Source organism: Kitasatospora sp. NPDC101108 (assembly GCF_055584725.1).
This window is the reverse complement of the sequence record NZ_JBVJLM010000007.1, coordinates 102,624-122,590: the sequence shown is the minus strand read 5'-3', so window position 1 is coordinate 122,590 and position 19,967 is coordinate 102,624. Positions and strand designations below refer to the sequence as shown.

At 73.3% G+C, this 19,967-nt stretch carries 21 protein-coding genes; 12 read left to right on the top strand and 9 right to left on the bottom strand.

Features of this window, described 5'->3' with window-relative positions; genetic code table 11:
• Window positions 1-42 precede the first annotated feature (42 nt).
• From ACZ6Z8_RS17835 to ACZ6Z8_RS17810, 6 genes are all read left to right on the top strand, one after another.
• Complete coding sequence (locus ACZ6Z8_RS17835; RefSeq protein WP_465610759.1) at window positions 43-1,089, top strand: SAM-dependent methyltransferase; 1,047 nt, start codon at window positions 43-45, stop codon at window positions 1,087-1,089.
• A complete protein-coding gene (locus ACZ6Z8_RS17830; RefSeq protein ID WP_465610757.1) occupies window positions 1,089-2,111 on the top strand; it encodes a pyridoxal phosphate-dependent aminotransferase in 1,023 nt (340 codons plus the stop codon). Before ACZ6Z8_RS17835 ends, ACZ6Z8_RS17830 begins: the two co-directional genes overlap by 1 nt.
• Window positions 2,112-2,151: 40 nt before the next feature.
• On the top strand, window positions 2,152-3,468 hold the full coding sequence (locus ACZ6Z8_RS17825) for an MFS transporter (RefSeq protein WP_465610756.1): 1,317 nt from the start codon (window positions 2,152-2,154) through the stop codon (window positions 3,466-3,468).
• Between the two features lie 125 nt (window positions 3,469-3,593).
• Window positions 3,594-4,712 carry a 4-hydroxyphenylpyruvate dioxygenase gene (hppD, locus tag ACZ6Z8_RS17820; RefSeq protein ID WP_465610754.1) on the top strand — a complete coding sequence of 373 codons (1,119 nt, stop codon included), beginning with the start codon at window positions 3,594-3,596 and terminating at the stop codon, window positions 4,710-4,712.
• Complete coding sequence (locus tag ACZ6Z8_RS17815) at window positions 4,709-5,836, top strand: alpha-hydroxy acid oxidase (protein WP_465610752.1); 1,128 nt, start codon at window positions 4,709-4,711, stop codon at window positions 5,834-5,836. Before hppD ends, ACZ6Z8_RS17815 begins: the two co-directional genes overlap by 4 nt.
• An 80-nt stretch (window positions 5,837-5,916) precedes the next feature.
• Window positions 5,917-7,146, top strand: a complete 1,230-nt coding sequence (locus ACZ6Z8_RS17810; protein ID WP_465611131.1) for an aminotransferase class I/II-fold pyridoxal phosphate-dependent enzyme — start codon at window positions 5,917-5,919, stop codon at window positions 7,144-7,146.
• A gap of 42 nt (window positions 7,147-7,188) precedes the next feature.
• On the opposite strand, the gene ACZ6Z8_RS17805 is transcribed toward ACZ6Z8_RS17810, so the two are convergent.
• Together ACZ6Z8_RS17805 and ACZ6Z8_RS17800 are read right to left on the bottom strand one after the other, a co-directional pair.
• Window positions 7,189-8,040 carry a PhzF family phenazine biosynthesis protein gene (locus ACZ6Z8_RS17805; protein WP_465610750.1) on the bottom strand — a complete coding sequence of 284 codons (852 nt, stop codon included), beginning with the start codon at window positions 8,038-8,040 and terminating at the stop codon, window positions 7,189-7,191.
• Window positions 8,041-8,087: 47 nt separating this feature from the next.
• Window positions 8,088-9,182 (bottom strand): DUF5937 family protein, encoded by a 1,095-nt coding sequence (locus ACZ6Z8_RS17800; RefSeq protein WP_465610748.1) that lies wholly within the window; start codon window positions 9,180-9,182, stop codon window positions 8,088-8,090.
• A gap of 179 nt (window positions 9,183-9,361) precedes the next feature.
• Between ACZ6Z8_RS17800 and ACZ6Z8_RS17795 the strand changes: the two genes are divergently transcribed.
• From ACZ6Z8_RS17795 to ACZ6Z8_RS17770, 6 genes are all read left to right on the top strand, one after another.
• A complete protein-coding gene (locus ACZ6Z8_RS17795; protein WP_465610746.1) occupies window positions 9,362-10,642 on the top strand; it encodes an MFS transporter in 1,281 nt (426 codons plus the stop codon).
• Window positions 10,643-10,669: 27 nt separating this feature from the next.
• Window positions 10,670-11,233, top strand: coding sequence for a hypothetical protein (locus ACZ6Z8_RS17790; RefSeq protein ID WP_465610744.1), 564 nt, complete (start codon window positions 10,670-10,672; stop codon window positions 11,231-11,233).
• 335 nt (window positions 11,234-11,568) lie between these two features.
• Entirely contained in the window at window positions 11,569-12,372 is an 804-nt protein-coding gene (locus ACZ6Z8_RS17785) for an MBL fold metallo-hydrolase (protein WP_465610742.1), read from the top strand.
• A gap of 28 nt (window positions 12,373-12,400) precedes the next feature.
• The gene (locus ACZ6Z8_RS17780) at window positions 12,401-12,811 is read left to right on the top strand and encodes a nuclear transport factor 2 family protein (protein WP_465611129.1); all 411 of its coding nucleotides are present in this window, start codon (window positions 12,401-12,403) and stop codon (window positions 12,809-12,811) included.
• Between the two features lie 145 nt (window positions 12,812-12,956).
• Window positions 12,957-14,189: an NAD(P)/FAD-dependent oxidoreductase gene (locus tag ACZ6Z8_RS17775; protein WP_465610740.1), complete on the top strand. Its 1,233-nt coding sequence runs from the start codon at window positions 12,957-12,959 to the stop codon at window positions 14,187-14,189.
• Window positions 14,190-14,460: 271 nt separating this feature from the next.
• The gene (locus ACZ6Z8_RS17770) at window positions 14,461-14,628 is read left to right on the top strand and encodes a hypothetical protein (protein WP_465610738.1); all 168 of its coding nucleotides are present in this window, start codon (window positions 14,461-14,463) and stop codon (window positions 14,626-14,628) included.
• A gap of 842 nt (window positions 14,629-15,470) precedes the next feature.
• Here the strand turns inward: ACZ6Z8_RS17770 and ACZ6Z8_RS17765 are convergent.
• The 7 genes from ACZ6Z8_RS17765 to rpsR are packed head-to-tail and all read right to left on the bottom strand — an operon-like array spanning window position 15,471 to window position 19,936.
• A complete protein-coding gene (locus ACZ6Z8_RS17765; RefSeq protein ID WP_465610736.1) occupies window positions 15,471-15,869 on the bottom strand; it encodes a (2Fe-2S) ferredoxin domain-containing protein in 399 nt (132 codons plus the stop codon).
• Window positions 15,866-16,885, bottom strand: coding sequence for a WD40 repeat domain-containing protein (locus ACZ6Z8_RS17760; protein ID WP_465610734.1), 1,020 nt, complete (start codon window positions 16,883-16,885; stop codon window positions 15,866-15,868). Before ACZ6Z8_RS17760 ends, ACZ6Z8_RS17765 begins: the two co-directional genes overlap by 4 nt.
• Entirely contained in the window at window positions 16,882-17,937 is a 1,056-nt protein-coding gene (locus ACZ6Z8_RS17755; protein WP_465610732.1) for a CobW family GTP-binding protein, read from the bottom strand. The genes ACZ6Z8_RS17760 and ACZ6Z8_RS17755 overlap by 4 nt, the downstream gene beginning before the upstream one ends.
• Window positions 17,934-18,215, bottom strand: a complete 282-nt coding sequence (locus ACZ6Z8_RS17750) for a hypothetical protein (protein ID WP_465610730.1) — start codon at window positions 18,213-18,215, stop codon at window positions 17,934-17,936. Before ACZ6Z8_RS17750 ends, ACZ6Z8_RS17755 begins: the two co-directional genes overlap by 4 nt.
• Window positions 18,216-18,221: 6 nt before the next feature.
• Window positions 18,222-18,392, bottom strand: a complete 171-nt coding sequence (gene rpmF / locus ACZ6Z8_RS17745; protein WP_465610728.1) for a 50S ribosomal protein L32 — start codon at window positions 18,390-18,392, stop codon at window positions 18,222-18,224.
• A 27-nt stretch (window positions 18,393-18,419) separates the two neighbouring features.
• A complete protein-coding gene (locus tag ACZ6Z8_RS17740) occupies window positions 18,420-19,658 on the bottom strand; it encodes a GTP-binding protein (RefSeq protein WP_465610726.1) in 1,239 nt (412 codons plus the stop codon).
• Complete coding sequence (gene rpsR, locus ACZ6Z8_RS17735; RefSeq protein WP_465611127.1) at window positions 19,655-19,936, bottom strand: 30S ribosomal protein S18; 282 nt, start codon at window positions 19,934-19,936, stop codon at window positions 19,655-19,657. Before rpsR ends, ACZ6Z8_RS17740 begins: the two co-directional genes overlap by 4 nt.
• Between the last annotated feature and the right edge of the window lie 31 nt (window positions 19,937-19,967).

Genomic DNA, 19,967 nt, shown 5'->3' with positions numbered 1-19,967 from the left:
GCGGCCGTGACCCCGGCCCACCACGAGGAATGGACACCACCGATGCAGACTGCCGTCATCCCCGACTCCTGGCGCGGCGTCACCCCGGCGCCGATCTCGTCGACCGACGCCTACAACGGCTTCATCGCCGCCAACGTGATCTTCGCGCTGGACCGGATCGGCGTGCTGGAGCAGATCAGCCGCGGCGAGCCGCTCTCGGCCGCCGCGATCACCGCCGCGTCCGGTGACACCGCCCGCACCGAGGCCGTGCTGCGCGCCGCCGCCGACTACGGCTACCTCAAGGCCGACGGCGCCGGCTTCCTGCCCACCGAGGCGGGCATCGAGATCGCCTCCGCCCGCGGCTACTTCACCTGGGCCGTCGGCGGCTACCACGACGTGTTCGGCCGCGCCGGGCACCTGAGCACCGGCTCGCACCGCTACAACGAGGACGTCTTCCGCGACGAGGCGATGGTCGCCCTCGGCTCCGCCCAGTGCGACCAGTCGCTGTTCGCCGCGCAGCTGACCGACGTGCTCTCCGGCATCGACTTCCGCACCATCGCCGACCTGGGCAGCGGCACCTCCGCCCGGGTGCGCCGGGTGGTCTCCCAGCGCGAGGGCTCCCGCGGCCTGGGCATCGACATCAGCCGCCCGGCCACCGAGATCGCCCGCGCCGACATCGCCGCGGCCGGGATGCAGGACCGGGTCACCGCCGTCCGGGCCGACGTGCTGGGCCTGCTCGGCACCCAGATCGACAACGACGCCGAGGCCGCCGAGGTGGCCGAGGTCGACACCGTGATGAGCTTCTTCCTGCTGCACGACCTGCTGGCCGACCCGGCCACCCGCTCCTCGATCTTCACCCGGATGCGCGCGGCCTTCCCGAAGGCCCGCACCTTCGTGCTCGGCGACACCATGCTGCGCGGCCCGGGAGAGTCGCAGAGCGCGATGCCGGTCTTCTCGGTCGGCTTCGAACTGGCGCACGCGATGATGGGCGTGCCGCTGCACACCAAGGAGACCTACGAGCGGCTGTTCGCCGACGCCGGACTGCGGATCGACCGCGTCGAGGCGCTGGCCACCCCGCACTCCTGGCTCTACGTCCTGCAGGCCGACTGATGGCCGCCGCCTCCGGGGCCAGACACCTGCTGGCCCAGAACGAGCACCCGTACCCGCCGCTGCCGTCCGTGCTGACCGCCCTGGCCGGCGCCGCCTCCGACCTGAACCGCTACCCGGACCTGCGCCCGGAGCGCTTCGCCGGGCTCATCGCCGACTGGCAGGCCGTCCCGGCCGCGCAGGTCGTGGTCGGCCACGGCTCGGCGGGCGTGGCGCTGGACCTCTTCCACTCCGTCGTCCGCCCCGGCGACAACGTGGTGCACTCGGCGCCCTGCTTCGACGCGTACCCGCTGTTCTGCCGGATCGCCGGCGCCGAGGCCCGGACCGTGCCGCTCGGCCCGGATGCCCGGCACGACCTGCCCGCGATGGCCGGGCGGTTGGACGGGCGCACCCGGATCGTCGTGCTGTGCAACCCGCACAACCCGACCGGCACGGTCTACTCCTGGGCGGAGCTGACCGACTTCCTCCGCCTGGTCCCGGCCACCGCGCTGGTCCTGCTGGACGAGGCGTACATCGACTTCGCCCGGGGCTGGGAGGCCCCGGACGTGCCCGCCCGGATCGCCGAGTGGCCGAACCTGGTGGTGCTGCGCACCCTGTCCAAGTCGCACGGCCTGGCCGCGCTGCGGATCGGCTACGCCGTCGCCGAGGAGTCCGTGGCGCAGCGCGTGCGGGACCACCAGGTGCCGTACGCGGTGAACCGGCTCCAGGAGGCGGGCCTGCTGGCCGCCGTCGCGGCCCAGGAGGAGGTGGACCGGCGGATCGCCGAGATCGCCGGGGAGCGGGAGCGGCTGCGGGCCGAACTGCTCGCCCTGGGCCGGTCGGTACCGCCGAGCCTGACCAACTTCCTCTGGGTGTCCGCCCCCGGCGACGAGACGCCGGTCCGGGAGGAACTGGAGCGGCTCGGGGTGGCCGTCCGCTTCTACCCGGGCCAGGGCATCCGGATCGCCGTCGGCGAGAAGGACGCCAACGACGCCGTGATCGAAGCCTTCACCCGCTCCCACCGGGCCGTCACCGCGCCCCGCTAGACCCACCGTTCACCAGGACCGCAGCAGCTAAGGACAGGACATGCACCCACTTCTGGCGCGGCCGGAATTCCGGCTCTACATCGCGGGACAGACGCTGTCCGTCCTCGGGGACAGCGCCCTCTTCATCGCCCTCGGCATCTGGGCCAAGGTTCTGACGGGGAGCAGTTCGGCGGCCGGTCTGGTGATGTTCTGCTACGCCGTCCCGATGCTGCTGCTGCCGCTCGGCGGCCTGGTCGCCGACCGGGTCCGCCGCCGGCCGCTGCTGGTCACCCTCAACCTCGCGCTGGCGGTGGCGGTTTCGCCGCTGCTGCTGGTCGACGGCCGCGGCCACCTGTGGATCATCTACGCCACAGCGGTGCTCTACGGGCTGGCCGGGGCCGTCCTCACCCCGGCCCAGAGCGCCATGCTGCGAACCATCCTGACGGAGCGTCAGGACTTCGGCGCGGCCGTCGGGTTCACCCAGACCATGCGCGCGGGCACCACCCTGGTGGCGCCGCTGGTCGGCTCCGGCCTGTACGGGTGGCTCGGCGGCCGGGCCGTCGCCCTGGTCGACATCGGCATCCTGGTCGCGGCGGCGCTCGCCTTCCTCGCGCTGCGGGTGAAGGAGGCGGCGCCGGAGCCGTCCGGCCGGCACTGGCGCACCGAGGTGCTGGCGGGCTTCCAGCACCTGCGCACCACCGCCTCGCTGCTACCGCTGCTGATCGCGACCACCGCCACCGCGACCGTCCTCAGCTTCCTCCAGCCGGTGCTGTTCTCGCTGATCCAGCACGGGCTGAACCGCTCGCCGCAGTTCCTGGGCGTGCTGGAGACGGTGGAGGCCGTCGGGGCGCTGGGCGGCTCGGTGCTGGGCGGCATCCTGATCGGCAAGCTCGGCCCCCGGCGGACCGTCATGCTCGGCTCGGCGGTCTTCGGGCTCGGCGCCGTCCTGCTGCTGGTGCCCTCGGTGTGGGTGGTGTCGGCCGGCCTGCTGATCGCCGGGGCCGGCATGCCCGCCGGGGTGGTCGGCCTGGCCACCGCCGCCCAGTCCCTCACCCCGCCGCAGCTGATGGGCCGCACCCAGGCGGCCGTCAACCTCTCGCTCACCGCCCCCCAGGCGCTCGCCATCGGCGTCGGCGCCGGGCTGGTGGCCGCCCTGGACTTCCGGACGGTGCTCGCCGCCATGGTGGTCGGTGCCCTCCTGTCGGCCGTGTTCCTGCTCGGCAAGCCCGACGCCGTCATCGAGGACGACGACGAGGACGGGGAGGAGCCGGCCGAGCAACTCGCCGCGGAACCGGCCGCAGGGGCGGCCGAGGACCCTGCGGAGGGACCGACCGAGGTGGCCGCCGAAGTGCCCGCCGAGTCCGCCCCGCGCCCCTAGCGTCCGGCGCTCCCTTCCACCTGCCCTTTCGCACCACGCCACCGGCCCACCCGGCGGCGGCCCTGCCGCACCGCGCCGCCGCCCGGAGTGGGCTCCGCGCACTCCTCACGAGAGAGCCTCCTCAGATGCCCGACCGTTCCTCTCCCGACACCGCCCCGCTCCCCCTGGAACTCCAGCTGGACCACGTCGAGTTCTACGTCGCCGACCTCGCCGCCGAGCTCGCCCGGCTGACCACCGAGTACGGCTTCGACCTGCTCGTGCCGCCCACCGAGCGCGGCGGGAGCGCCGAGCTCTGCGTCTCGGCCCTGGTCGGGCAGGCCGCCGTCCGGCTGCTGCTCACCCAGCCGCTGGCCGCCGGTCACCCGGCCACCGACTACCTGGCCCGGCACGACGACGGCGTGGCCGCGCTGGCCCTGCGGGTGCCGGACGCCACCGCCGCCTACCGGACGCTGACCGGCCGGGGCGCCGACGGGCTGCGCCCGCCGCAGGCCGTGGACGGCTGTGTGACCGCCGTGGTCGGCGCCTTCGGCGACGTGGTGCACACCCTGATCGAGCGGGGACCGGACGTCCCCGCCGACCGGATCCCCGGCCTGCCCGACGCCGTCCCGGCCCTCCAGGACCCGACCCGCGAGGCCGACGCGGTGGGCCTGCGCTCGGTCGACCACTTCGCGGTCTGCGTCCCCTCCGGCGAGCTGCGCGGGACCGTCCGCCGCTACTGCGAGGTCTTCGGCTTCCGGATGATCTTCGAGGAGCGGATCGAGGTCGGCGCGCTCGGCATGGACTCGATGGTCGTGCAGAGCCCCGACCACAGCGTCACGCTCACCCTGATCGAGCCGCTCACCCCGGACGCCGGCGGCCAGATCGCCTCCTTCCTCGCCGACCACGGCGGCGCCGGGGTGCAGCACGTCGCCTTCTCCTCCCAGGACGCCGTCCACTCCGTCGCCACGATGGCCGCGCGCGGAGTGCCCTTCCTGCGCACCCCGGCCGCCTACTTCGACGCCCTGCCCGCCCGGCTGACCCCGCTGCGGCACACCCTCGACCAGCTGCGCGAGCTCAACCTGCTGGTCGACCAGGACCACGACGGCCAGCTGTTCCAGATCTTCACCCGCTCCCGCCACCCGCGCGGCACCTTCTTCTTCGAGGTGATCGAGCGCATCCGGGCCCGCAACTTCGGCAGCAACAACATCCGCGCCCTCTACGAGGCCGTCGAACTCCAGCGCAACGCCAGCGAAGTCGCCCGATGACCGGAACCGGCACGCTCGGTCAACCGCCGCTCTCGGTGGCCGAGTTCGCCGACCTCGCCCGCTCCGCCCTGCCGCCCGGGGTCTGGGACTGGCTGGCCGGCGGCGCCGAGCGGGAGCACACCCTCGCCGCCAACCGGGCGGCCTTCGACCGGCTGGCCGTGGTGCCCCGGGTGCTGGCCGACGTGTCCGCCTGCGACACCTCCGCGACCCTGGTGCGCAGCCGGTCGGCCCTGCCGGTCGCGGTGGCGCCGGTCGCCTACCACCGGCTGTTCCACCCGGAGGGCGAACTCGCCTCGGCCCGGGCGGCGGCCGCCGCGGGGGTGCCGTTCACCGTCGGCACCCTCAGCAGCGTCGGCTTCGGGGAACTGGCGGCCACGGGCGCCACGCTCTGGTTCCAGCTGTACTGGCTGCGCGACCGGGGCCGGCTGCTCGACCTGGTCGCGGCGGCCGCGGCGGCGGGCAGCGAGTGCCTGGTGGTCACCGCCGACGTGCCGTACATGGGCCGCCGGCTGCGGGACGCCCGCAACGCCTTCGCGCTGCCCGGCGACGTCCGCGCGGCGCTGCTGGAGGGCGGCGACACCGGGCGGGCGCACCGGGCGAGTGCCGAGGTCTCGGCGGTCGCCGCGCACACCGCCGAGCTGCTCTCCCCCGCCGTCACCTGGACGGACCTCGGCTGGCTGCGCGAGCGGACCGAACTGCCGCTGGTGGTCAAGGGGGTGCTCGATCCGGCGGACGCGCTGCGGGCCGCCGAACTGGGCGCCGCGGCCGTGGTGGTGTCCAACCACGGCGGCCGCCAGCTCGACCGGGCGGTACCCTCGCTGACGGCGCTGCCCGCCGTCGCCGAGGCGCTGGCCGGCCGGGACTGCCAGGTGCTGCTGGACAGCGGGGTGCGCGGCGGTTCCGACGTGCTGACCGCGCTGGCCCTCGGCGCGTCCGGGGTGCTGCTGGGACGGCCGCTGATCTGGGGCCTGGCGGCCGCCGGCGAGCCGGGCTGCACCCGGGTGCTGGAGCTGCTGGCCGCCGAACTGCGGCACGCCCTCGGCCTGGCCGGCTGCGCCGACCTGGCCGCCGCCGCCGAGCTGCGCACCACCCCGATGCCCTGTCCCGCCTGGAGTGCCCCGTGACCCTCGCCTCCCCACCGCACGAACTGCGGCCCGCCGACCTGCGGTTGGCCGAGCTGCACCCGTCCCTCGCCGACCCGGCGATGACCTCGATGAACCTGCTCAACGAGATCTCCATCCGCTATCCGGAGGCGGTCTCCTTCGCCGCCGGCCGCCCGGCCGAGCAGTTCTTCGAGCTGGACGCCGTCCACCGCCACCTGGACCGCTACGTCGACCACCTGCGCACCGAGCGCGGCCTCTCCGAGGAGGCGGCCCGGCGTCAGGTGCTCCAGTACGGCCGGACCAAGGGCATCATCCACGAACTGATCGCCGCCCACCTCGCGGTGGACGAGGGCATCGAGGTGCCCGCCGAGTCGGTCGTGGTGACGGTCGGCTGCCAGGAGGCGATGTTCCTGGTGCTGCGGGCCCTGCGCCGCGGCCCCGAGGACGTGGTGCTGGCCGTCTCGCCGACGTACGTCGGCCTGACCGGCGCCGCCCTGCTGGCGGACCTGCCGGTGCGGCCGGTGGCCGACGGCCCGGACGGGCTGGACCTCGCCGACCTGCGCCGCGAGCTCGCCGCCGCCCGGGCCGGGGGGCTGCGCCCGCGCGCGCTCTACCTGGTGCCGGACGTGGCCAACCCGAGCGGCGCCAGTCTGCCGCTGGAACTGCGCCGGGAGCTGCTGGCGCTGGCCGCCGAGGAGGACTTCCTGGTCCTGGAGGACAACCCGTACTGCGTGTTCGCGGGCGAGGAGCGGCTGCCCTCGCTCAAGGCCCTGGACACCGGCCGGCGGGTGGTGCACCTCGGGTCCTTCGCCAAGACGGCCCTCCCCGGCGCCCGGGTCGGGTACGTGGTGGCGGACCAGCTGGTGGCCGACGGCACGGGCGGCACCGTGCTGCTGGCCGACCTGCTCGGCATGGTCAAGAGCATGACCACGGTGAACACCTCGCCGATCGCCCAGGCCGTGATCGGCGGGGCGCTGCTCGAACACGGCTTCAGCCTGCGGGCCGCCAACACCGAGGTCGCCGCGCTCTACCGGCGCAACCTCGCGCTGGTGCTGGACGGGCTGGCCCGGCGCTTCCCGTCCGGCGGCGGGGTGAGCTGGAACGAGCCGCGCGGCGGGTTCTTCCTGGTGCTCACCGTGCCCTGCACGGTGGACGACGCGCTGCTGGAACTCTCCGCCTCGCGGTACGGGGTGATCTGGACGCCGATGTCCCACTTCTACCCGGGCGCGGGCGGGGAGCGGCAGCTGCGGCTGTCCGTCAGCCAGGTCGATCCGGCGACCGTCGACCGGGGGCTGGACGGCCTGGCCGCCCTGCTCGCCGCCCGGTCCTGAGCTCCGGCGGGCGGGGGGACGGCCCCGCCCGCCGGACAGGCCCTACGGGATCGCCACCGCCGTACCGGAGACCCGCACCCGGGCGTCCTCGGCGCGCAGTTCGACCCGCAGGACGCCCGGGCGCCCGAGGTCCTCGCCCTGGTGCAGCGTCAGCACCGCGGGCGCAGCCACCGCGCCCAGCTCGCGCAGGTAGGCGCCGAAGGCCGCCGCGGCGGCGCCGGTGGCCGGGTCCTCGACCACGCCGCCGACCGGGAACGGGTCGCGGACGTGGAAGACCTCGGCGGCCTCGCGCCAGACCAGCTGCAGGGTGACCAGGTCGCGGGCGCGCATGAAGGCGGCCAGGCCGTCGAAGTCGTAGTCCAGCAGGGCCAGTCGGGCCCGGGTGCCCGCGGCGAGCACCAGGTGCCGGGCACCGGCGTAGGCGATCCGCGGCGGGAGCGCCGGGTCCAGGTCGGCGGCTGCCCAGCCGAGCAGCGCGAGCGCCTCCTCGACGTCCGCCGCCGGAACGTCCTCGACCTTCGGCTCGACGCTGGTCAGCGTCGCCCGCAGGCCGTCGGCGCCGCGCTCGACCTCGACCGGGACGTCACCGGCGGCGGTGGCGAACACGTACCGCCCGGGGCCGATCCGGTCGGCGAGCGCGACGGCGGAGGCCACCGTCGCGTGCCCGCAGAACGGCACCTCGGTGAGCGGGCTGAAGTACCGCACCCGGTAGGTGCCCGGGGCGTCCCCGGGGGTCAGGAAGGCGGTCTCGGAGTACCCGATGTCGGCGGCGACCGCGAGCATCCGCTCCTCGGTCAGTCCGGTGGCGTCGAGCACCACGCCCGCCGGGTTGCCGCCCTCGGGGCGGATCGCGAAGGCGGCGTAGCGGAGGATCTCAGGGGCGTCGTCGGTCATGACCGGACGAACGTCCCGCCGGTGATCACTGTTCCCGGCGGCCCGGGTCAACGCAGCACCGCCTCCAGGAAGTCCGAGCCCAGCCGGGCGCTGCCGGCCAGGTCCAGCCGGTAGAGCATGTACCGCCCGCGCCGCTCGGTGACCAGCAGTCCGGCCTTGCGCAGCACGGCCAGGTGGCGGGACACCTCGGGCGCGCTGAGCCGCCAGGCGGTGGCGAGTTCGCCGGTGGTGTGCGGGCCACGGGCGATGGTGCGGGCCAGCCGCAGCCGGATCGGGTGGGCGAGCGCCTCCAGCCGCTGCTGGACCAGGGCGAGCGAGACCGGCTCGGGCAGGCCCGCCTCGGCGACGGGGTACTGGAGCACCGGCCGCCAGCCCTGGGCGTACACCGCCAGCAGGTGGGGGCGGCCGAAGACGGTGGGGATGAAGGTGACGCCGCCCCGCTCGGCGGCGTTGGCGGTGCTGTCCTGGAGCTTGTCGATGACGATCCGCCGCCGCCCGTCGCGCTCGTCCAGGGACACCGAGGGGGACATCGCGCCGACGGCCTCGGCGAGGCCGCGGCGCGCGAGCAGGTCGGTCTTCTGCCGGGCGTCGGCGGCGAGCTCCGGCAGGACCCGCTGCCAGGCGTCGGCGAAGAACGCGGACCGGCAGTCCTCCAGCATCTTCCGCACCAGGACCCGCACCGCGGGCGGATCGGCGAGCAGCCGCTCGGCGAAGGCGGCCTGCCGGGGGCCCCGGGCGAGGGCCAGGTCGCGGGCGCACGCGTTGGCGACCGGGTCGGTGAGCGGGGAGTCCAGCCGGTGGGGGAAGCGGGAGGCGCCGCACGTGGTGATCAGGGCGGAGGCGACGTACACCTCGTCGTCGAGCCGGTCGACGGCGTCGAGTTCCTCGGTGAGGGTGGTGCCGGGCAGGCCGGGGACGAGGAAGTCGGCGCGCGAGGAGCGCCACAGGAAGTCGGCCTCCAGCAGCCGCTCGGCGAGCTCCGGCGGGATCGCGGCGGTGGTACCGGCCGCCCACCCGTGCAGCGCCGGATGGTGCGCGGGCTCGGAGAGCACGTGCAGCATGGCGTTCAGCTCGGCGAGCGGGGACGGGCTGAAGAGCAGCCGCTCCTCGGGCAGACCGGTGATGTCCAGGGTCACACTCATGCGCCCACCTCGCTGCGCTCGGCAGGGGCATTCGCCCGCACGCCCCTCTTGACGGCTCGTTCGCTCCGCTCACTCACGAGAGGCGATCCTGCCACCCTCTCCCAGCTGTCCTCCCGTCGATTGACGCCGATCGTCAATCGACGGGACACCGGCCCCCGCCCGGGCGGACCGTACCGGCCATGAGTGTGACCCAGGAGAAGTCCGTCCATGACCATGCCGCCGTCCGGACCGGCGAGCCGCCCGCCCCGCCGATCGGCACCGGCCGCAACGGCCCGTCCGCGCTGCTGAGCCTGCTGACCGCCGCCGGCGGCCCCCGCTACGCGGCGGCGCTCGCCGTGGACGCGGTCGGCGGCGGCATGCTGCGCCCGTTCCTGTTGCTGTACGGCGTCGGGGTGCTGCACCTGCACGCCGGGTCCGTCGGCCTGGCGCTGTCCGCCGGGATGGTCGCGGGCCTGCTGGTGGTGCCGCTGACCGGCCGTTGGATCGACAGCGGCGCCCGTACCCTGCCCGCCGCCGTCACCCTGGTGCTCCGGTCGGCCGGCGCGCTCACCCTCCTGACGGCCGACGGGCTGCCGCTGTTCACCGCGGCGGCGGTGCTCTTCGGCATCGGCAGCCAGTCCTGGCCGACCACCCACGCCGCCGTGGTGAGCACCCTGACCGAGGGCCGGCTGCGGGACGCCGCGCTCGCGGCGGGCAAGTCGGTGCGCAACGCGGGCCTGGGCGCGGGCGCGCTGCTGGCCACCGTCGCGGTGGCCGGCGGGACGGACTGGATCCGGCTGCTGGCCGGGGTGACGGGCGTGGCCTGCCTGGTCGCCGCCGCGCTGGTCGGCTCGCTGCGGGTACGGGCGCCGCAGAAGGCCGTCGAACAGGCCGCGGCCGCCGGGGCGACGGGCGAGCCGCTGCGCCGGATCACCCTGCTGAGCCTGGCCAACCTGCCGTACGCGTTCTGCTTCGACGTGCTGGAGGTGGCGCTGCCCGCGCTGCTGGTGCTCCACCTGCACACCTCGGCGGCCTGGTCCTCGGGCGTGTTCGTGGGCAACACCCTGCTGGTGATCGCGCTGCAGCTGGCCGTCGTGCTCCGGCTGGCGAAGCGCTCACGACGGGCCGTACTGGCGGCCGCCGGGGCGGTGCTGAGCGTCTCGTACCTGGGCTTCTGGGCGGCCGGTTCGCTGGGCGGCGGCTCGGGGGCGGCGGGCGTCGCCGCGGTGGCCGTGCCGTACACGCTGGGCGAGATCCTCTACACCGGCTCGGGCACGGCCCTGGTCACGGCCTCCGCCCCGCCGCACCTGCTCGGGCGGGCGCTGGCCCGCTGGGAGCTGTCCTCCGGAGTCGGCCGCGCGGCGGCGCCGGCGGTGCTGACCGCACTGCTGGCCTCCGGCCCCGGGCTGCTGTGGGGGGCGCTCGCGGTGACCACCGCGGCCGGGGCGCTGACGGTGCTGCGGCTGGGGCCGACCGGGTAGTGCGCACCGGATGGGATGATCATCCGCATGGCCCTGACTCCGTACCAGCAACAGCTCCACGACCGAGTCGTCTCCGCCACCGAGGTGATCGCCCCGCCGGCGCCCTGGCGGCCGGTCGACGGGGGCATGATCGCGGTCGGCGGGCTGATAGGCATCGGCTTCGCCGTCCACCCGGAGACCGGGCACGACCTGGTGCTGACCGTCTCCAGCACCGGGCACGGCCTGTTCGACGCGGTGACGGGCGAGAAGCTGGAGCGCGACTACGACCCGGAGGAGGACCCGGACGGCCCGGACCTCTGCTGCCCCGGCATCGGCCCGGTCGCCGACGTCCGGATCCGGGTGGCCGGACTGTGGGGCGGCGGCCTCCACACCGGCGCCGACGGCGGCTGGGGCATCGAGGTGATCTCCCCGGAGTGGCCGAAGCACCGCGTCCTGCTCACCTCCGGCCCCTGGGCCGGCGAGCACGGCGAGGCCTGGCACCACGTCTTCCACTCCTGCTGGTCCGAGTTCCGCGCCGCCGGCTTCTCCCCCACCGGCCGCACCCTCGCCGTCGCCACCAGCAGCGACCTCACCCTCTGGACCCGGCACTGACGCCGCTCGACACCGGTGGCCGGAGACGCCGTCGTCGGCTCCTCCGGCCACTTCACCGGTGCAGGCGCTCACGCGCGGGGCCATCCGCGAACGGCGTGCCGACACAGCCCGCGGCGGCGAGCGGGGCCATCCGCGAACGGCGTGCCGTCACAGCCCGCGGCGGCGAGCGGGGCCATCCGCGAACGGCGTGCCGTCACAGCCCGCGGCGGCGAGCACCCCGTCGGCCGCACCCGCCGGTCCGCAACGGGCCGGGGCCGGAACTCCGGATGCGGACCGGGCCCCCACCGCCGATGCTGGCGACGAGGCGTGCCCGGCCCGAGGAAGGAATGTCCAGCATGAGCGCTCTCGACTTCGAGATCATCGACTCCCCCGACAGCTCGCTCAACAAGACCGCCGTCCTGGTCACCGGCCCGAACGACGCCATGCTGGTGGACGCCGGGTTCACCCGTTCCGACGGGCGCCGGCTGGTCGAGCGGGTGCGGGCCACGGGCAAGCGGCTGACCACCGTGTTCGTCAGCCACGGCGACCCGGACTTCTACTTCGGCGCCCAGGAGGTCCAGGACGCCTTCCCCCGGGCCCGCTTCCTGGCCACCGCCTCGACCGTGGAGCACATCCAGGAGACCTTCGAGGAGAAGCTGCGCGCCTGGGCGCACCTGGGTCCCGAGCTGCCGACCCGGCTGGTCCGGCCCGAGGTGCTGCCCGGGGACGAGGTCGTCTTCGAAGGGCACCGGTTCGAGCTGCGCGGCGCCGACTTCCACCTGCCCGACCGGCACTACCTGTGGCAGCACCACCACCGCGCGGTGCTCGGCGGGGTGCTGCTTTTCGAGGGCCTGCACGTGTGGACGGCGGACACTCCGACCGCCGCCCAACGGGCCGCCTGGATCGACCTGTTGGACGGCATGGAGGCGCTCCACCCGACCTGGGTGGCGGCCGGCCACCGGGTCGCCGACGCCCCCACCGACCTGAACGCCATCGATCACACCCGCGCCTACCTGCGCGCCTTCGAGACCGAACTGGGCCGCAACACCGACGCGGCCGGCGCGAAGGAGGCGCTGGAGCGGCGCTTCCCCGGGCTGGGACTGCGGATCGCGGTCGACATCGGCACCAAGGTCGCCAAGGGCGAGATGGCATGGGGGTGAGCACCCGGTGATCGAGATCCCCAGGGACGTGGCCGGCTTCGCCGAGTCCCCCGCCCCCGCCGACGTGGTGCGCCGCCAGTACCTGGCCTCGGCCCGCGGCGACCTGGCCGCGCTGCGCAGCACCCTCGCCGAGGACGTCGAGTGGACCGAGATGGCGGGCTTCCCGCTGGCCGGCACCTACCGCACCCCGAAGGGCGTCACCGCCAACGTCATGGAGCGCCTGGCCGCCGACTGGGACCACTGGACGGCGCACGACGACACCTACGTGGTGGACGGCGAGAACGTGGTGGTGCTGGCCCGCTACACGGCCGTGCACAAGGCCACCGGAAAGCCGCTCTCGGTCCGGACGGCCCACCACTTCACGGTGCGCGGCGGCCGGATCGTGCGTTTCGAGCAGTTCACCGACACCGCGCTGGTCAGGGATGCGATGACCGACTGAGCCGGGCCCCCGACCGCGCCGTTCACTCGAACGGGTCAGCGCGGCGCGGCGCGCCCGGCGCGGTCTCGACAGACCACCCGGACGGCGGCAGGCTGGCCACGGATCTGCAACGGAGCGCAATTCAACGGAGCGCAAGGAGTCGGGCATGGCGGGCAGCGAGCGGCCGATCGTGATCGTCGGAGCTTCCCTGGGCGGCGCCAAGGCCGCCGAGGCCCTGCGGGAGGCCGGACACCGGGGCGGCATCGTCCTGCTCGGCGAGGAGCACGAACGCCCGTACGAGCGGCCGCCGCTGTCCAAGGGCTACCTGCTGGGCAAGGACAGCCGGGAGAAGATCTACGTCCACCCGCCGCAGTGGTACGCCGACCACGACATCACCCTGCGCCTCGGCACCGCGGTGGCCGCGATCGACCCGGCCGCCCGCACCGTCACCCTCACGGACAACGGCGAGGTGGCCTACGACAAGCTGCTGCTGACCACCGGCTCGGTGCCGCGCCGGCTGCCGGTGCCCGGCGCGGACCAGGAGGGCGTGCTCTACCTGCGCCGGGTGGAGGACAGCGACCGGATCAAGGCCGCGCTGCGCCCGGGCGCCCGGATCGCGGTGATCGGCGCCGGCTGGATCGGCCTGGAGGTGGCCGCCGCGGCCCGTACGGCGGGCGCCGAGGTCACCGTGCTGGAGTCGTTGGAGCTGCCGCTGCTGCGGGTGCTCGGCCGGGAGGTCGCCCAGGTCTTCGCCGACCTGCACCGCGACCACGGCGTGGACCTGCGCTTCGGCGTGCAGGTGACCGAACTCACCGGCGCCGACGGCACGGTGAGCGGCGTGCGGCTCGGCGACGGCAGCGAGGTGGCGGCCGACGCGGTGGTGGTCGGCATCGGCATCTCCCCCGCCACCGGCCTGGCCGAGGCCGCCGGGCTGGAGGTCGACAACGGCATCAAGACCGACCAGCACCTGCGCACCTCCGCCCCGAACGTGTACGCGGCCGGTGACGTCGCCAACGCCTACCACCCGCTGTTCGACCGCCACCTCCGGGTCGAGCACTGGGCCAACGCCCTCAACCAGCCGCAGACCGCCGCGCGCGCGATGCTCGGGCACCCGGACGCGGTGTACGACCGGGTCCCGTACTTCTTCACGGACCAGTACGACCTCGGGATGGAGTACCTCGGCTACGTCGAGCCGGGCGGCTACGAGCAGGTGGTGTTCCGCGGCGACCCGGCCACCCGCGAGTTCATCGCCTTCTGGCTCTCCGGCGGCCGGGTCCTCGCGGGGATGAACGTCAACGTCTGGGACGTCACCGACCCGATCCGCGAACTGATCGTCTCCCAGCGCGTGGTGGACACCGACCGCCTGGCGAACCCGGACATCCCCCTCGGCGAGGTCTGAGACCCGACCGGAGCCCTGACCGACGAGCAGCCAACCGATCCTGCGGCACTCCCTCGGGCAGCAGCTGAGAGCAGCTCACTGTGAGCCGTAGGCAGTGCAGGTTTCGCTCTGTGTCCTGCCAGCATCCGTCGCGACGCGCCGACGCACCCGGTCCCCCGTGATCCCCCGAGGACCGGGGTCGAGTCCCCTGCCGGCCGCCAGTCAGCCGGGGCGCCGATCCGGCTGGAGCCTGGCCGCCTAGCCGAGATGCCCCCTTCCTCGGGGAACCTTCATGCCTCAGATCAACCTGCCCGACAGCACGCCGCCATGGCTCGCCGGGGTGGTTGTCGTCGTCATTGCGCTCGCCGTGGCCATCCGCATCGTGGCCGGCGCTGTACTGCCCAAGCAGTCTGCGCACCGCCTCACTTGGTGGCGGGAGTGGTGGAAGCGGCACAAGTAGCGATCAGCTAGGAAGTCCAGCAGCGGCGTCGGCTATTCGTCGGCGCCGCGGGTGTTCCCGGATCCTGGCCCGATGCCGAGTGGACACCCCGGCATCCTAACGAGCCGGTGGCCTCGCGGGACAAGCTGAGCATGGAAAGCGATGGCGAAACATCTGCCCGTTACAGGGGGCCCTGGGAAGAGCGTCTTCTTGACTGGCGTTGACGCGGAGAAGGCCGTTCTCGACGCTGCGGCCTTTGCTGACGCCCACAACCTTTGGGTAGAGAACAAGGCAAAGGTGTACGTCGAGAATGGGCCAGCTGGAGTAGTGGGGAGGACCGGGGAGACGACGAGCTGGATTAATGTATATCGAAACAATAGAAACGCAGTTCACGGCAGTCCGGGTGGTGCGTCTTGATCGACATTACGGCAATTATTGGTCGACTCGCAGTCGATCAAATCTCTTGGTCCGAGGAGGATGTCGCGAGAGTTTCTCGCGATGCAGCCCGGTCATTGGTGGCTGCAGTCGACTGGGACCGTGACGCCGGCGAGGAATGGGCAAGTCTCTTGGTTCAAGGCGCTAGAATTCTGATGATCTCCACAAGGATCCCATTGGCTGTTGCAGTGGAGGGATTGTCCTGGAAATCTGGGGAAATCCCGCTGGAGACGATCACCATCAGTTCTTTTGATGCTCCGATGCTGCGTTGCGAGCTTGCCACACTGGACCGGGTACTTGGAGGCGGCCGCGGAATCACCTCACTAAACGCTGACCAAGGTGTCGGGTGCGTGCCCCATGGCACCTCCTTCCGTGCGCAGTGGTGGGTTGCCCGCCTGATCGGACGGGTGGTGGGCAACCGGCAGCCGTCACCGGCGGGTGCGGGCCGGGCCGGCGGCGCGGGACGGCGCGATGCGCTGGAGGTCCAGGGTGGCGGGGAGTTCGGCGATACCGGGGCCGCCGGCGAGTGCGTACGCGGTGATCAGGTCGAGGCTGTCGTCGTCGAGTGCCCAGCCGAGCCAGAGCGGTCGGCCGCCTTGGGCGCGGCCGCGGGTGGAGGGCTGGACCACGATGACGTTCGACTGCGCACAGGCGTCCAGGCAGTCCGTGGTGCGCACGAGCAGCCCGCCGTGCGAGGTGGCGGCGGCTGTCTGCAGGCGGGCGAGTTGAGCGCAGTGGTCGGTGTCGGGGTGCTTGGTGGGGCTGCCGCAGCAGCAGCCCCGGCAGACGACCAGTGTGCAGGGCCGTCCGCCGGGTCGCCTCGTCATCGGGCCAGGCCGTCCGGCAGTGGCCACGCCTCGACCCGACCCTCGTAGTCGGCGATCACCAGGGTGCGGGGGTCGGCCCAGGCCAGCGCGGTGACCGGTTCGGGCAGTTCCCGCATCCATGCGGGCTGCTGTCCGGTGCCGGGGCGGCCGGAGTCGGCGTGCCAGAAGGCAACGGTGCCCTCGGCGCCCGCGCTGGCGAGGACGGCTGAGCCGCCGGGGCGCCAGGCGAGGGCGGTGATGGTCTCGTGGGCGCGCAGCGAGCGCGGGCTGGTGCCCGCGGGGCCCTTGCCGGAGAAGTCCCAGACGGTGATGTCGGGGGCGCCGTCGGAGGCGAGCCAGCGGCCGGTGTCGTCGAAGGCGAGGCGGGTGATCTTCTCGGGGTAGCCCTGCATGGTGAGGTCGTCGCCGTCCCTGGTGCGCCAGATGTGGATGCTGGCGTCCTGGTTGCCGGTGCAGATCCAGCGCCCGTTGGGGTTGAGCGCGATGGCGAGGTGCGAGCCGAGGTACTTGTACTCGGCGACCGGCTTGTCGGTGTGCCGTTCGTGGCAGCGCACGCCGCCGTAGGCGGAGCTGGCGAGGCGTCGGCCCTCGCGCAGCCAGGCGAGGTCGGTGACGGTGCTGGGTGCGGGATCGGTGGCCCACTGCCGGCGGCCGTCGGTGTCCAGGACGAGGGCTCGGCGCCCGGAGGCGACGGCCACGCGGTCGGGGCCGGCCCACCGCACGGCGCTGGACCAGGCTCCCGTCTGCTCGGCGAGGACGCGCCCGTCGGCGCGGCGCCAGAGCGCGTGGCCGGCGGGACCGGACAGTGCGAGGTGGGCGGCGTCCGGGGAGAAGGCGGCGGCGAGCAGTCCGCCGGGCAGTGTGACGGTTCCGACCGGGGTTGCGGTGGCGGCCTCCAGGATCCAGGCGGTGCCGCCCGCGCCGGCGATCGCCACCAGGTCGGCGGCGGTGGCGACGGCGATCGGCGCGTCGTCGACCACGGTGGTCCAGGTGGGGGCGGTGATGGTGGTTGTCATGCGCGGCCTGCTGCAAGGGAGTTGGTCGCGAGGCAGTTGGCGAAGCCCTCGTTGAGGGCGGCGCGGTCGAGGTTGCGGCCGATGAAGACCAGGCGGTTGCGGCGCCTCTCGCCGTCCCGCCACGGGCGGCCGTTCTCGCCTTCCAGCAGCATGTGGACGCCCTGGAAGACGTACTGCTGCTCGGATCCGGCGATGGCGAGGATGCCCTTGGAGCGGAAGATGTCGGCGCCCTTGGTGCGCAGCAGTTGGCCGAGCCAGCGGTTGAGGCGCTCCTGGTCGAGGTCACCGGGCAGGTCGATGCCGACCGAGGTGACGGTGGTGTCGTGCTGGTGCTCGGTCTCGGTGAGGAAGGCCGGGTCGCCTTCCAGGACCCGGTCGAGGTCGAAGGCGTGGACGTCCAGGACCTTCTCCAGCTCGATCTTGGCGTGCTGGGCGCGGATGATCTCGACCGGGGTGTTGATCGCGCGGATCCGGGCGGCGACCTCGGTCAGGTGTTCTTCGCTGACCAGGTCGGTCTTGTTGAGGATGATCTTGTCGGCGAAGGCGACCTGCTCGATGGCCTCGTTCTCGACCCCTTCGGGTTTGACCTCGTCGAGGTGGTCCAGGACGTGTGCGGCGTCGACCAGGGTGACGATGGCGTCCAGGCGCAGCTGCGAGGCGATCTCGTCGTCCATGAAGAAGGTCTGCGCGACGGGGGCCGGGTCGGCGAGGCCGGTGGTCTCGATGATGATGCGGTCGAACGTGTCGCGGCGGCGCATCAGCGCGGCGAGGATGCGGATCAGGTCGCCGCGGACGGTGCAGCAGATGCAGCCGTTGTTCATCTCGAAGATCTCTTCTTCGGCGTCGAGGACGAGGGCGTCGTCGACGCCGACCTCGCCGAACTCGTTCTCGATCACGGCGATCCGCAGCCCGTGCTGCTCGGTGAGGATCCGGTTGAGCAGGGTGGTCTTGCCGGAGCCGAGGAAGCCGGTCAGGACGGTGACGGGGACGCGGGTGTCCTGGGGTTCGTCCGCGCTGTTCTCGGTGTCCGCGATGGTGGCTGGGGCCGTCACTTCTCTTCTCCTTCGGAGGTCGTGGGGGGCTGCGCCAGGGCGGCTGCGAGCAGGTCGGGCGTGATCTCGTCGACGGGGTGGTGGAGCGTCCAGCGCCGGGTACCGCCGGAGGGCGGGAGCACGGCGACGACGGTCTCGACGGGCGGGCAGCCGGGCTCGGTGCAGTCGAGCTGCCTGATCAGGACGATGTCCTCGTCACTCAGGGCGAGGAGGTGGCGGGTGTGGTTCTTGAGCGCGGTCAGCTGGGCTGCCTGGCGCGGGGGTGCTGGCCTGGGCATGACGTCTCAGCGCTCGGGGGTCAGCAGGCCACGCTCGTAGGCGCGGACCAGGTTGCGCGGCACCAGCTGCTCGCGGCCGTCGATGGTGATCGGCACCAGCTGGGGCGTGGTCGCCTTCCAGTTGGCTCGACGGTGGCGGGTGTTGCTGCGGGACATCTTGCGCTTGGGGACGGCCATGGCGGGTTCCTCCTCGGTTGGTGGTGGTTACGCGTGGGAGTGTTCGTGGTCCTGCTGGAGCTCGTACTCGTCCCACGCGGGGAACGGGTCGTCGAATGCCGTCCAGGCGTGCGGCCCGGCCGCGTGCTCGGCGCCGTCCAGCAGGCAGCGGGTGAGTGCGAGGCGCAGCTCGTCCGTGCGCAGGCCGGTGCCGATGAAGACCAGCTCCTGGCCGCTCTGCACCTGTTCGTCGCCGAGACCGGTCAGCGCCGTGGCATCGGTGACCCCAGCCAGATTCGTCACCGGGCCCGCGGTGGCGCGCATGCCGGAGGGCTCGAAGCGGGCGACCGAGCCCGCTTGGGACCACAGGCCGGTGACGGTCGGTCGGGAGGCCAGCCAGAAGAAGCCCTTCGAGCGAAGTACGGTGCCGAACTCCCCCGCGTCGAGCCGGCGGCTCACCAACTCCCAGAGCCGGCCGGGGTGGAAGGGTCGTTGGGCGCGGAAGACCAGACTGGTGATGCCGTACTCCTCGGTCTCCGGCACGTGGTCGCCGTTGAGCTCGGCGACCCAGCCCGGAGCCTCCTGGGCCTTCGTCAGGTCGAAGAGCCCGGTGCCGAGGAGTTCGGCGGGCGGGACCCGGCCGGCCCTCGCTCGGACGATCCGGGCGGCGGGGTTGAGGCGGCCGAGCGTGGCGGCGAGCCGGTCGGCTTCCTCGGCCGTGACCAGGTCGGTCTTGTTCAGGACCAGCACGTCGGCGAATTCGACCTGGTCCATCAGCAGGTCGCTGACGGTGCGTTCGTCGTCCTCGTACTGGTCGAGGCCGCGCGCGGTCAGCTCGTCGCCGCCGCGCAGCTCGGGCAGGAAGTTCGCGGCGTCCACCACGGTGACCATGGTGTCCAGGCGGGCCACGTCGCCGAGGGTGGCGCCGTCGTCGCGGGCGAACGCGAAGGTGGCCGCGACGGGCATCGGCTCGGAGATGCCGCTGGACTCGATCAGCAGATAGTCGAAGCGACCGGCACGGGCAAGGCGGTCGACCTCCTCCAGCAAGTCGTCGCGCAGGGTGCAGCAGATGCAGCCGTTGGTCATCTCGACCAGGCGTTCCTCGGTCCGGGAGAGCGCTCCGCCTCCCTCGCGGACCAGGGCGGCGTCGATGTTGATCTCGCTCATGTCGTTGACGATGACCGCGACCCGCAGGCCCTCGCGGTTGTTCAACAGATGGTTGAGCAGCGTGGTCTTGCCCGCGCCGAGGAAGCCGGACAGCACGGTGACCGGGAGGCGGCCGCTCACCGGCCCGCCTTCACGGCGGTCGGGGCACCGGAGACGTACGGCAGCAGGGCCATCTCGCGGGCGTTCTTGATGGCGCGGGCGCGGGCGTGCTGCTGCTGCACGGTCAGCCGGGTGACCCTGCGGCTTCGGATCTTGCCGCGGTCGGAGATGAACTTCCGCAGGAGATCGGTGTCCTTGTAGTCGATGTACGTGATCCGCGCTTCGTGATGGGGGCACCCCCTGCCGGAGGCTGGGGGAGGATTGGGGCGTGCCCGGCGGTGCCGGCGGGCGGGGGCGATCTTGATCACAGCTTTCCCTGATTCTGGTGAG